This window comes from Candidatus Infernicultor aquiphilus (genome assembly GCF_002784285.1).
Lineage (GTDB): Bacteria > Atribacterota > Phoenicimicrobiia > Phoenicimicrobiales > Phoenicimicrobiaceae > Infernicultor > Infernicultor aquiphilus.
On record NZ_PFKO01000388.1, the window covers coordinates 1 to 13,401 of the forward strand.

The following is a 13,401-nucleotide window of genomic DNA, read 5'->3' on the forward strand; positions in this document are numbered from 1 at the left end:
TATTTTTTTGCTATCTTTACGACCCTTCGTTTCCACCCCACTGCTTACATCCACTCCCCAGGGACGGGCAACAGTAAGTGCTTGAAAAATATTATTGGGGTCTAAGCCACCTGCTAAAATTACTAATCCATATCCTTTAATAATTTCTACCTTTTCCCAAGGGAAAATCTTCCCAGTTCCCCCCTCTGTACCTGGTTGATAGGTATCAGTTAAAAACATTTTTATAAATTCCTTATACCTTACTGGGTCAGGGAAAAATTGACCATTTTTTGCCACTTTAATTGCTTTTATTATCGGTTTTTTAAATTGTCGGCAATAATCAGTGCTCTCTTGGCCATGAAATTGGAGAGTGGTTAAATTACAATACTCAGTAATCTCTTTTACTAAAGATATGGGAGCATTAACAAAAACTCCCACCCGCAATATATCTTTAGGTAAGTTCTGAATAATTTTTCTTGCCTCTTCTGGAATAATTCTCCGCAAACTTGGAGCAAAAACAAATCCTAATGCCTTAGCACCTGCATCTATAACTATATGAGCTGTATTTATATCTTTTATTCCACAAATCTTAATCCACATAAATTTATTTCCTTTTCTTATTTCTTCTCGGCACTCCTACTAATTCTTTCAGTTTATGGTTAAGGTCATCAGCAGACATTAAAGCCTCACCTATTAATACCGCATCTATTCCATAAAAGCTTAATTCCTTTATATCTTCACGATTTTTAATCCCACTTTCACTTATTAACAAACAATCTTTAGGAATCAAATGACCTAATTTAATGGTCGCGGATAAATCTATAGAAAAATTTACTAAATTACGATTATTAATTCCAATAATATTTGATTCTGTACCCCAAGCTTTTTTTAATTCATCGATACTATGAACTTCAACTACGCAATCCATCCCTAAAGATCGAGCTATTTTTTGAAAATAATTCAATGATAATTGATCTAATAAATTAGCCAGGAGTAAAATGACATCAGCCCCAAAACAACGAGATTGATAAATCTGATATTCATCTATAATAAAGTCTTTTCTTAGAACGGGTAAATTAGTTATTTTTTTAACTTTACGAATATTATCAGGATCACCTTGGAAAAATTTTCTTTCAGTCAAAACTGAGATAGCAGCTACTCCACCCGTAGTATAAGCTCGAATAATTTCCTCTAACTTCCTTTTTTTATTGATTACTCCCCGAGAAGGAGAAGCAAATTTAAGCTCAGCAATTATCGAAACATCAGAAGAATCGTTTAAGCGCCCCAAAAAGTCTCGAGTAGGAGGTAATCCTTCTGTTATTAAATCAATTAAAAGTTGGAGAGGATAATTCTCTTTATCTCGTTTAATTTCTTCTTGTTTATTAATTATAATCTCGTCAAGAATATTCATTTATTTAATCCTCTGGTGGTATAGTCTCTTAATTCTTCTAATTTTCTTAAAGCAGCTCCTGAATCGATAATTTCTGCCACTTTCTTTATTCCTATTTTTATGTCTTGCACTACTCCTCTTACTGTCAAAACAGCAGCAGCATTTAGCAGAACTATATCTCGTTGAGGACCTTTTCTTTGACCATTTAATATACCTAAAGCAATCTTTGCATTAGTCTTAGCATCTCCTCCTTGAATATCCTTTAATTTACATCGTTGCAATCCTAATTCTTCTGGTTCAAGATAGAAAGTCTCTATTATTCCGTCCTTCACTTGGCTAATCTTGGTAGATCCAGTTAAAGTTATTTCATCTATTCCATTTTCTCCGCATACTACCATTGCACCTTGCACTCCAAGTCTACCCAATACTCCCGCTATCAATTCAGTAAGATTTGTATCATAAACTCCTATAACCTGATATTTCGCTCCTGCTGGATTAGTAAGAGGACCGAGTAGGTTAAAGATGGTACGAAATCCTATTTCTCTCCGAGGACCCAGTGCAAATTTCATAGCCGGATGAAAAATAGGAGCAAAGAAAAAAGCAATTCCCACTTTCTCTAAACACTCCTCTATTTGAATAGGGGTTAAATTTATAGTTATACCTAAAGCTTCCAATACATCAGCACTCCCGCTTTTACTGGATACCCCTCTATTGCCATGTTTAGCTACCTTTAGCCCAGCTCCGGCTACTACCAAAGCCGTAACTGTGGAGATATTAAAGGTGCCTTTACAATCTCCGCCAGTACCACAAGTATCTACTGCAAAAGGATAAACTTTTTTTAATTTCACAGCATTCTCTCTCATAGCTTGAGCAAATCCAACAATTTCTTCTATGGTCTCTCCTTTTATTCGTAAAGCAGTTAAAAAACTTGCTATCTGAGCCGAAGTTACTTCTCCTTGCATAATCTTATTCATAGTTTTTTTGGCTTCTTTTTCATCTAAACTCTCCCCTAATACCACTTTATTTAGTAAAGTTTTAAACATATCTCTCCTACTCCTTCTACTTTAAAAAATTATTTTTAAATATCAATTAAATCAATCTGATTCTTTACATACTATTTTCCTTATTTTCTATTTAATGTTTTATTTCGCCTTCTATAAATTTTTGAGCAAAACAAATAAAATTTTTTAAAATATCCTTTCCTGAGGAAGTTAAAATGGATTCTGGATGAAATTGTACCCCTAAAACAGGATATTCTTTATGACTTATCCCCATAATCACCTCATCATCAGCATGGGCAGTAACTTCGAGACAGGAAGGTAAAGAAAGTGGGTCTAAGATTAAAGAATGATACCTCCCAGCTAAAAAAGGATTATCTATTCCAGAATAAATACCCTTTTGTTGATGATAAATATAAGAGGCTTTACCATGCACTAACTTTTTAGCCCTGATCACTTTTCCCCCATAAGCTACCCCAATAGCTTGGTGCCCTAAACAAACCCCCAAGATGGGAATTTTAGAACCTAATTTTTGCACTACTTCTACCGAAATACCAGCTTCTTTGGGAGTGCAAGGACCTGGAGAAATAACTATCCCCAGTAAATCTTTTTTAATGATCTCTTTAACATTTATTTTATCATTACGATAGACCTGTGTTTTTATACTTAATTCACCCAGATACTGAACCAGATTAAAAGTAAAAGAATCATAATTGTCAATTACCAATATCACTCTTACTCCCTCCTTTGCCAATGTAACATTTTGTGCCAGGCACTAAATGTTACATTTTAAAAACTTTCTGCCAAATCTATGGCCTTAAGCATTGCCTTAGACTTGTTTAAGGTCTCTCTATATTCCATTTCGGGAATGGAATCAGCTACAATTCCTGCCCCTACTTGAACATAAGCCTGATTACCTTTAAAAATAATAGTACGAATGGTAATACAAGTATCCATATTTCCATTAAAGCCGATATATCCCACTGCTCCTGCATAGGGTCCTCGACAATTCGGTTCTAATTCATCAATAATCTCCATTGCCCGCACCTTGGGTGCACCCGAAACTGTCCCAGCTGGGAAACATGCTTCTAATACATCAAAAGCGTCTTTATTCGGTTGGATTTCACCTTCTACTTCTGAAACTAAATGCATTACATGAGAGAACTTTTCCACTTTCATAAAATTTCTTACTCTTACCGTACCAGAACGGCAAATTCGACCCAAATCATTTCGGGCTAAATCTACCAACATAGTATGTTCTGCTTTCTCTTTCTCATCATTTAACATTTCTTTCTCTAGCTCCGCATCTTCAATCTCGTTTTTACTCCGGGGACGGGTCCCAGCAATAGGTTTACTCTCTACCAATTCACCAGTTAATCTAACCAATGGTTCAGGAGAGGTTCCTACCACTTGAGCTTCCCCATAATTTAGATAATACATATAAGGGGAGGGATTTAAACTTCGTAAAGAACGATAGATTTTTAAAGGAGGGATCTTTACTTTTCTAGTTAAACGCTGAGACAATACCACCTGAAAAGTATCTCCCGCTAAAATATAATCTTTCACTTTTTTCACTTTACTCATAAATTCTTCTTTGGTAACATTGCTTTGTATTTGTGGTAAGGACTTGCTTTTTTCGTTTACCTCCTTTTGGTCCTCTAAATAAGGAGATTGAGAGTTTTTTAATTGAGTTATAACTTCTTCGATCTGAACAATTGCCTGATCATAAGCCACTTCTATGGATATTTCCTTTATCTTTAGAGAAATATTAACAATTATCCATAGTTGATGGGTTAAATGATCAAACACTAATATCGTCCCTGCAAATACTAAAAGACAATCGGGTATATCAAGATCATCAATAGCCTTCCGAGGAAGGTTCTCAATAAATCTGACCATATCATAACCAAAGTATCCCACTCCACCTCCAAAAAAACGCGGTAATCCTTTAATTGGAGTAATCTTAAATTCGGCAAATAACTGACGCAAATAAAGAATAGGATTTTCTTTATGTACTTCTTTTTTATCTTTTGTTATTATTTCAATTCTTATATCTTTGCTCTGAAAAATTAAAAAAGGATCAATTCCAATAAATGAATAGCGAGCTAACTTATCTCCTCCCTCTCCGCTTTCCAATAAATAGCTAAAACTATCTCTCCCTATCTTTTGAAAAGCGCTAATGGGAGTCTCTGTATCGGCAAGAATTTTGCAGTACACTGTCAGCAGATTTCCCTTATTGGCTAACTTTAAAAAATCTTCTTTGTTGGGATAATAGATCCTACCCGTCATCATCAAACATCTCCTAATATTTAAATTTGATAAATAATATATAACAAAATAAAAAAAACTCTCCATCCCTAATTTAATTATCGAATTAATAGGGACGAAGAGTTTTTATCCGCGGTGCCACCCTGTTTGAGTCTAATCAATCAATATCATCCAGTCTTAATTATTAGACCCCTCTCAATAAAGTATACGAGTATATAATTTATATCGTAAATAAATAAAAAAACCCTTCATCTCCAAGAGACGAAAGGTTAATTTCCGTGGTGCCACTCTAATAGGATTTTTATTTAGAAAAATCCTACTCTGCAGAGTACGGGCAATATAAATTAACTATACACCGATACACTTTTCCTTTTTACGGAGGAAAAGTCCGTCAAAACTTACTCGGACTATTTATACCCTTTCAGTCTGAAGCTTGTGGGTCCATTTCGCAAATCCTTTTAAATTTTTATGTCGCTTCTCACCATAAACGACTCTCTGTACAAATTTTGTAATCTGCTACTTCTCCCACGCTTTGCTTTTAGCCATTATTAATTTTCCTTTTAAGCTATTATAGCATATATGTCAAGTTTTTTAGAAAAATTTTTAAAAAATAATACTCAGAAAAAAATTAATCAAAAATTCTATAGCTGCAACATTTAGACTGACAATTTTCATTACAGTTATTATCTTCTCCAGAAAAGGTAATTATTTCTTTACCTACCCCAATTACCCAGGATAACGACTTTCGAGGCAACATCATAAAACCTTTGCTTAGTCTTACTCCGATATTATCTGAAGGAATACTTTTAAAGATAATTTCTTGTTGAGACACCTCCCAGCCACTATAACCGGGAGAAAAATGCCTACTGGTTTTAAAGCCCTGTTCTATTACTTCTTGACGAGCCAATTTTCTAACTTTCCGACTAAAATCTTCAACTGCCACTGTTCCCACTGCATCCAAAGCTAATGCCCGAGGATATTCTCCTTGAGAAAATAACTCAGAGACTTTCTTTTCTAATAAATCTCCTATAGTAACTACTCCCACAAGTAAATGACTTGCTCCTTTTAATTGTTTAATTATAGATTTAGCAAATCTAAAAATAAGCCCACTTTCTAAATTAATTCTCCCCTCTAAGGCAGAGCCTTTGATTCTAATTAAGGAATAAATCCCCTGAGGCTTAAAAAGACTGTAGCCTCGATTAATTTCCTCTTCGGTAATCCGTAAAATATTTTGGTTGGGTTCTTTAACCTTATTTCTACTATAGCCCTGATAGCGTAATATTTCTTCTTTATCTAAGTCTAATTTAAGGTCTTTTATTATCTTCATATCTCTCATCTCTGCTTAATTTAACAAACGGCAAACTAAATCCATATCTCTTAAGGGGAAAATATGAATTCCAGCTACCTCTTTAAATTTGCGTATCTTATCAATAAATTCCTGGGAAATCTTTATTCCCTCTCCTATATCTTTCCCTATCATTCTCTCTTTTACCACCGAGGGGATAAAAATTTCGGGTAAATTATTATTTAAATATTCAATCATCTTATAACTCTTTAAAGGCATAATCCCGATAATTTTAGGTATATTAAGATGAGCGGTAAATTCAAGAAATCTTTCTAATATTTCAATATCATAAATGGGTTGAGTTTGAACAAAATTAGCCCCCGCTGAAACTTTTTCCTCAAATCGCTTTATCTCTTTTTTTAAATCTTGAGCAGAAGGATTAACTGCTACTCCGATAAAAAAATCTGTTCTACTTTTAAGTTCCTCTCCTTTATATTCATACCCGTTATTTAATTTATTTACCATCTTCACTAATCCTACCGAATCCAGGTCGTAAACACCGGTTGCCTTAGTATAATCACCCATCTCGGGAGGGTCTCCGGTTAAAGCTAAAATATTTTTTACCCCCAAAGCAGATGCACCTAAAAGCTCGGCTTGTAAACCCAACAAATTTCTATCTCGGCAAGTGATATGAAAAATTGATTCTAATCCTATTTTTTCCTGAATAATATGTGAAAGGGCGATAGGGCTCATCCTTAATTTAGCCAGAGGGCAATCGGTAACATTTACCGCATCTACTACTTTTCTGAAATTGGCACTATTTATCTCTCTTAATATTTTATCTAAATTTAAAGTTTTCGGGGGATCTAATTCCACTGTTACTACAAATTTTTTTGCGGCCAGTTTCTCTCTTAAATTCATTATCGTTACTCCTCCCTTTTTTACTCCCCATTAATTAAAATTAAAATCTTCCTTCTCGAAAGGACATAAGATATTGTTTGCAAAATTCATCTTTACCCAACAAAAGGTCAGTTGCTTTAATTAAAGCCATTAAATTTTTATTAGTAGAATCCAGAATTGTGGCATTAAGACCATATGCCATAGCCAAAACCAGGAAACTTTGATTAATTAAACTTCTTTCCGGTAACCCATAGGAAATATTGCTTAATCCTATAATGGTTTTAACTTCAGGATAAGAATTCTTAATTTTCCTTAAAGTCTGCAGAACAATATCAGAATTTTGAATATTAGCACTAACTGGTAAAGTCAAAGGATCGATATATATATCTTCGGTAAGAATTCCTTCGCTGGTAAACTTTTTAATTAATTCATCAGCAATTTTACATCTTTTTTTAGAGTTCTGAGGGATTCCCTGTTCATCCATAGTAAGGGCAACTACTGAACACTGATATTTTTTAACCAGGGGTAAAATTAATTCCAGTTTTTTTCTCTCTGCAGTCACTGAATTAATCAAGGCTTTCCCTTTACTCCAATCATAAACTTCTAACCCTGCTTTTATAGCCATATAGTTAGGGCTATCAATACATAAAGGAACATTCACTGCCTCTTGAACTGTCTTTACCAGCCATTTCATATCTTCTGGTTCGTTCTTTCTAATGGTCCCAATATTTATATCCAGCATCTGGGCTCCACCTTCAACCTGTTTTCGAGCTAACTCTTGAATAAACTCTTTATTCTTTCTTTCCACCATTTCTTGAATATTTTTTCGGCTGGAATTTATCTTTTCTCCAATAATAAGCAATTTTTATTATCTCCTTAATTCCTTTAAAAACTTCTTAGCCTTTTCCACTGCCGAGGCAACATCTGGGGCATATCCATCTGCCCCAATTTCATCTGCAAATTCCTGAGTAATAGGAGCTCCCCCAATCATTACCTTTACTTTATCTTTTAAGCCTTTTTTCTTTAAAATAGTTATTACTTCTTTCATCCCCATCATAGTAGTAGTTAATAAAGCAGATATCCCCACTATATCTGGTTGATATTCTTGAGTGGCTTTTAAAAATTTTTCGGGTGAAACATCTATCCCTAAATCTACCACTTCAAATCCTCCCCCTTTTAACATCATAGCTACCAGGTTCTTACCAATATCGTGCAAATCACCTTTGGTAGTACCAATTATTACCTTACCTACCGCCTTTACTCCACTTTTAATTAATATGGGCTGTAACAATTCCATACCTCCATACATAGCTTGAGAAGCTAATAACACTTCAGGAAGAAAAATATCATTGTTCTTGAATTTTATTCCCACAATCTCCATCCCTTTAATTAAGCCCTGTTCTAAAATTTCCTTAGGATCTATATTTTCCTGTAAAGCTTTCTGGATAATCTCCTTTACTTTAGAAATATTCCCTAGAAATAGGGCTTCTTGTAGTTCCTTTAACTCCACCATAAATTATCTCCCTCTCTAAATTAATACCCTTCTACTGAGAAATTTCTTTAGATTTTTCTGTAGCCTTACTAACCGCTTTAATAAGGGTTACTCTAATCCCACCATCTTCTAATTCCATCAATCCATCTACCGTAACTCCAGCCGGAGTAGTCACTGCATCTTTTAATAAAGCTGGATGCATCCCTGTTTTCAATACCATCTTTGCTGCCCCTAACAAGGTTTGGGCAGTTAATCTTCGAGCTAATTCTCGAGGCAAGCCCATTCTTACTCCTCCCTCAGTTAGGGACTCGATAATTATATAAGTATAAGCCGGACCGCTGCCGGATAAAGCTGTAACTACATCCATTAATCCTTCCTGGTAAATAACCTCCACTAGTCCTACTGCTCCAAAGATATGCATAGACATTTGAATATGATTTTTATCAGCATATCTTCCCGGACAAAGAACCGTCATACCTTCATTAATTAAAGCAGGGGTATTGGGCATAGCCCTGATTACCGGAATATTCTTTCCTAAACAATCCTCTATAAATTGAGTACTGGTAGCTGCAGCAATAGATATTATTAATTGTTTTTCTGTAACCACTTCTTTGATTTCAAAAATTACTTTCTTTATCATCTGGGGCTTGAGAGCTAAAATAATTACATCTTTTTGTAAAACCATCTTTTTATTATCAAGATAAGTCCTGACCTTATATTTTTTATTTATTTCTTCTGCATGTTCTTCTCGGGCAGTACTTCCACTTAAATTTTCTCTCTTTACCAAGTTATTTTTAATCATACTATCAAGCAGAATTTCTCCCATCTTTCCCACTCCAATTATAGCAACTTTCTTATTAATAAGCATTTTATATCCCTCCTGCTCATAAAAAATATTTAATTTTTAAATTAACCAATTTGCCAATTTACCAATTTGCCAATTTGTCAATCCACCAATCCACCAATTTACCCAAATGGTTTGTTTATCATTTTTTTCTACTTTATCACCATAAAATTTACATCTCCCCAGAGGCCCATTTTATCCTCTTTTATTATTATTACACCCTTTATACTCTTTATTTTTTGGGCATAAATTAAACCTTGTCCTATATCTTCTTTAGTTTTTACCACATTACCTATTGCTGTAGCAGCGACATCAGCAAGTAAAACAGAATCAGAAATTACGGTAACCGCATCTGCTTTCCCAAAGCTTAAAGAAGGGCCAACCGTCCCAGATGAGGTGCAAACTCCTACATAATTTTTTGGTGTTTCTATCTTTAAAATAATTTTCTGACTCAGAGGAGACTCTCCAGCGAAGATACTTACTTTTCTCTCCTGGTTACTCTTAATAAAGATATCTCCCCCATTTTCTACAATTACTTCGGAAGAATAATTCAAAAGTTCCTTCCCCACAAATTCAGCTATTGCCCCAGCTACCGCTGCCATAGGTCCAACTCCGCACCAAATTGCAGCCTGAATCATAGCATCAATTATTTCAGGCATGTCATCTTCTCGGGGATAAGGCAAAAGCGTACTTTCAAATAATGGGTGACTATAAATATAATCCTTTATTTGTCCTCTAAAGCGTAAAAGCGCCTGCCGAGCATAAGAAGTTAATTCTTGACTTGCCCTTATATATAGATCACTTTCTGCTTCCTTTATTTGAAAAGAGACCAAATCTTTTCCCTTAATTAAATCGCGGTAATTCCTTTCTAGATATTCTATTTTATTCACCTCAGGAAAAATCATTGCTTTTCTACTCACTTACTTTAAACCTTTCTAAAAAGTAACTTTAATGGCCTGTAAAGGACAGGCCTCTACACAATTGCCGCAAACTATACATTTTTCATAGTCAAATTTTAATTTATAAGTCACTTGGTCTAAAGATAATACTCCGGTTGGACAAATAGAGATACATGCCCCACAATCAATACATTTTTTTTCATCCCATAAGACTTCTTGTTCTAAAAGCATAACCCCTACACCTATCTGCCTAACAAAGCTCAACCCTTCTTCTATTTGATTTTCACTTCCTTTAAGTTCTAAAAGTAATTTTCCGCCTAATTTAGGTTCGAATTTTGCCTGCAAAATATTTACCCATAAATCATATTTTTTTATCAGCTGATAGGTAACCGGTCTCTCCACATTTTCGGGAGAAAAATTTAAGATTACTTTCTTTTTTATCATTTAAATATCCTTTTAATTATAAATTAGTTGTTAGTGAATAGTTGTTAGTCGTTAGTTCAAAACTCAAAACTTTTTTCGTATAAAGTATTGCTTTTAATGAATCTCTAATAAGGGTTTAAATTCACTCTCTTTAGGAAATTTTTGGATAGGTTTCTGCAGTAAAAAATTTCCCTTTAATATTTCTTCTTTTAATTTTTGAGCAATTTCCCGAGCTTTGGCATAACTGGAAAGTGAAGAGGTAGGAACATTCCCCCCCCGAATAGTAATATTCCCCTCTCTTAATTGCTTATAATTTACCCATCCCAAAGAAGGTCTCTCTCGATGAGGAAAACTATAGTCAATTATCTGAGTGTAGATATCTTCATCTTTTATGGCTACAAATTTCATTACTTCACTATTTAAAATGGGGATAGGAATTCCTATACCTACTACCAAACTCACCCCATAGCCTTTAAAAATTGCTGCCCGAATATAATCGGTGCTCATTTCTTTTAAATCTCCCATTACTGCTAAAGTTCCTCCTTTATAGATGGTTTTACCTCCTTCATCTTTTAGTATTTGAGGATAAAATTGCGTTCCTTCCCAAACTATATAACCTTGTGCTCCACCTAAAAATATACGAGTGCCCAGGCCAATGGTTATAAATTCAGGGTCATTAAGCAAAGGGCTCAATTGACCGCTAGTAGAGTAAGTCGCATTTCCTAGATTGGGGAGCAAGACCCCCATATAAGTGTATATCTTCCGAGCAGAAGTATTTACTGCTACATTATAGTTTTGATAACCATTTCGGGGATTAAACAAAATTGCTTGATTTATACTTTCTTTAGTTATATAAGTCTCTATTTCCCGTCGAGGATAGCAATCTGTTCCCTGGGATATAGCCCTTAATCGAATCTTTTTCCCGGAAATTAAATCTTCAATCACATGAGCACCTCCGTATTCCATCCCTTTACTTTCAGAGAGCTGAGTGGCACCAATATAGGTATCAACTGCTGCTAATCCGCCATAAGCTTCCACCTCGTTTAACCAAATTTTTTGCATCCGAATAGGAGGATCACTATGTCCAAAGTTAATGATTGCCCCTGAAGAGCACATGGGTCCAAAAGTACCGGTAGTAACCACATCTATCTCTTCGGTTGCCTTTTCTATACCCTTCTCCTCAACGATAGAAATAATTTCTTCTGCTGTGACTATTACTGCTTTACCACTTTTAATCTTAGTATTAATTTCTTCATAAGTTTTTTGTATCGCCATAAAATAACCTTCCTGTAAATTAGTCGTTAGTATATCGTATCAAGCATCACGTGAAAAAAACTAGTATTCAGGTGTAGGGGCACGATGCATCGTGCCCCTACAACACATTACACATTACGGGCAGACACGAGATCTGCCCCTACTTCTTTCTCTCTCTTGCATTTTTTTAACCAGCTAACCAGGAATTAACTATTTACCTACGATATACCCAAAATAATTAATCTTATTTATTGTGTTAACTGTTCTTTTTTCTGAAAAGCAATTACATTTAACATCTTTTCGGTTGCTTCTACAGCAGCCAAAACCTGATCGGGATTGACCCCTTTAGTTACAAAGGTTTTGTTATATTGATTACTCCAGGTAATAGTACACTGTACTAAGGCATCTGTTTTTCCACCGGGAGGAATAATAACCACATAATCTAAAAGGGTGGGTAGCGAATAATTTATTTTTTTGGCTATTTTCCTAATAGCATTCATAAATGCATCATATCCGCCATCTCCCTGAGCACTTTCTTCTAATAGCAACTCTTTGTCCGCTATTCCATCCCGGTATAATAATTGTACTACCGCAGTAGGTTTTAACCCACTACAAGTGACTATATTACATAATTTCAATTTAAAACTTTTTTCATGAGGTGTTTTTAAAACATCTGAAATAATATAGGGTAATTCTTCTGCGGTAATAGCTTCCTTTTTATCACCCAGCTCAATCACCCTCTCCAATACCCGTTTTTTTTGTTCTTTAGTAAGCTGAATACCAATTTTTTCCAAGTTATATTCTAAATTAGATTTTCCGCTTAATTTACCCAAAGAATATTGTCTCTTGCGTCCAAACCTTTCGGGTAAAAGAGCACTAGCATAAAGATTTCCTTTTCTATCTCCATCGGCATGAATTCCAGCAGTTTGAGTAAAAACATTTAAACCAGATATAGGTTTATTAGAAGCTAATCGATGCCCAGAAAATATTTCTACTGTTTTACTAAGATGGTATAAATATTTTTCGTTAATTCCAGTTTTAAAATCAAAAAAATCGTGAATTCCAACCACTACTTCTTCTAAAGAAGCATTTCCTGCCCGTTCACCCATACCATTAACGGTGCAATGCACTCCCTTTATTCCGGCTTCTATCGCTACTAAAGTATTTACCGTAGCTAGACCATAATCATTATGGGCATGAAAATCAAAATGAAGATCAGGATATTTTTCTAAAATATCTTTAATAAATTCGTAAACGCGTTTAAAATAAAGAATACCAAGCGTATCGGGCAACATAAATCGTTTTATCGGTTCTCCTCGAAGATGATCTAAAAGATAGTAGACATAATCTCGAGAAAAAATCATGCCATTAGACCAATCTTCAATATATATATTACAGACAATCCCTTTTTTATCAGCATACGCAATAGTCTCTTTTATATCTTTAATATGCTCTTCTTTGGTTTTCCTTAGTTGATTGGTTAAATGATTTATTGACCCTTTAGCAAGAATATTCATTACCCTTCCACCAAGATTATAAATCCAATCGACCGATTCTGTTTTATCTACAAACCCTAAAATTTCTACCTGCTCTAGATGGTTGTTTTTTTTAGCCCAATTAATTATCTCTTCTACAGAGTGTTCCTCTCCTTTGCTTACTTTAGCACTGG

General features: G+C 34.7%; 14 protein-coding genes and 1 other annotated feature. All 14 genes read right to left on the reverse strand.

Going from position 1 to position 13,401, the window contains the following annotated elements; genetic code table 11:
• Window positions 1-579: phosphoribosylanthranilate isomerase (locus COZ07_RS10730; protein WP_406608556.1), on the reverse strand; the 579-nt coding region annotated here is incomplete at its 3' end.
• Between the two features lie 4 nt (window positions 580-583).
• On the reverse strand, window positions 584-1,390 hold the full coding sequence (trpC, locus tag COZ07_RS10735) for an indole-3-glycerol-phosphate synthase (RefSeq protein ID WP_406608557.1): 807 nt from the start codon (window positions 1,388-1,390) through the stop codon (window positions 584-586).
• On the reverse strand, window positions 1,387-2,412 hold the full coding sequence (gene trpD / locus COZ07_RS10740) for an anthranilate phosphoribosyltransferase (protein ID WP_406608558.1): 1,026 nt from the start codon (window positions 2,410-2,412) through the stop codon (window positions 1,387-1,389). Before trpD ends, trpC begins: the two co-directional genes overlap by 4 nt.
• 91 nt (window positions 2,413-2,503) lie before the next feature.
• Window positions 2,504-3,100 carry an aminodeoxychorismate/anthranilate synthase component II gene (locus COZ07_RS10745; protein WP_406608559.1) on the reverse strand — a complete coding sequence of 199 codons (597 nt, stop codon included), beginning with the start codon at window positions 3,098-3,100 and terminating at the stop codon, window positions 2,504-2,506.
• Between the two features lie 56 nt (window positions 3,101-3,156).
• A complete protein-coding gene (trpE, locus tag COZ07_RS10750; protein ID WP_406608560.1) occupies window positions 3,157-4,659 on the reverse strand; it encodes an anthranilate synthase component I in 1,503 nt (500 codons plus the stop codon).
• Between the two features lie 230 nt (window positions 4,660-4,889).
• Window positions 4,890-5,177, reverse strand: a binding site (T-box leader).
• Between the two features lie 86 nt (window positions 5,178-5,263).
• Window positions 5,264-5,962 carry a hypothetical protein gene (locus tag COZ07_RS10755; RefSeq protein ID WP_406608561.1) on the reverse strand — a complete coding sequence of 233 codons (699 nt, stop codon included), beginning with the start codon at window positions 5,960-5,962 and terminating at the stop codon, window positions 5,264-5,266.
• A 15-nt stretch (window positions 5,963-5,977) separates the two neighbouring features.
• On the reverse strand, window positions 5,978-6,841 hold the full coding sequence (locus COZ07_RS10760; RefSeq protein WP_406608562.1) for a methylenetetrahydrofolate reductase: 864 nt from the start codon (window positions 6,839-6,841) through the stop codon (window positions 5,978-5,980).
• 40 nt (window positions 6,842-6,881) lie between these two features.
• Window positions 6,882-7,682 (reverse strand): methyltetrahydrofolate cobalamin methyltransferase, encoded by an 801-nt coding sequence (locus COZ07_RS10765; RefSeq protein WP_406608563.1) that lies wholly within the window; start codon window positions 7,680-7,682, stop codon window positions 6,882-6,884.
• Between the two features lie 6 nt (window positions 7,683-7,688).
• On the reverse strand, window positions 7,689-8,333 hold the full coding sequence (locus COZ07_RS10770) for a corrinoid protein (protein WP_406608564.1): 645 nt from the start codon (window positions 8,331-8,333) through the stop codon (window positions 7,689-7,691).
• Window positions 8,334-8,364: 31 nt separating this feature from the next.
• On the reverse strand, window positions 8,365-9,180 hold the full coding sequence (gene proC, locus COZ07_RS10775; RefSeq protein WP_406608565.1) for a pyrroline-5-carboxylate reductase: 816 nt from the start codon (window positions 9,178-9,180) through the stop codon (window positions 8,365-8,367).
• 128 nt (window positions 9,181-9,308) lie between these two features.
• Window positions 9,309-10,061 (reverse strand): UPF0280 family protein, encoded by a 753-nt coding sequence (locus tag COZ07_RS10780; RefSeq protein WP_406608569.1) that lies wholly within the window; start codon window positions 10,059-10,061, stop codon window positions 9,309-9,311.
• A gap of 30 nt (window positions 10,062-10,091) precedes the next feature.
• On the reverse strand, window positions 10,092-10,499 hold the full coding sequence (locus COZ07_RS10785; RefSeq protein WP_406608566.1) for a 4Fe-4S binding protein: 408 nt from the start codon (window positions 10,497-10,499) through the stop codon (window positions 10,092-10,094).
• Window positions 10,500-10,592: 93 nt separating this feature from the next.
• Complete coding sequence (locus tag COZ07_RS10790) at window positions 10,593-11,753, reverse strand: homocysteine biosynthesis protein (protein ID WP_406608567.1); 1,161 nt, start codon at window positions 11,751-11,753, stop codon at window positions 10,593-10,595.
• A gap of 227 nt (window positions 11,754-11,980) precedes the next feature.
• A partial coding sequence (locus COZ07_RS10795) for an alpha-isopropylmalate synthase regulatory domain-containing protein (protein WP_406608568.1) occupies window positions 11,981-13,401 on the reverse strand: 1,421 nt, incomplete at its 5' end.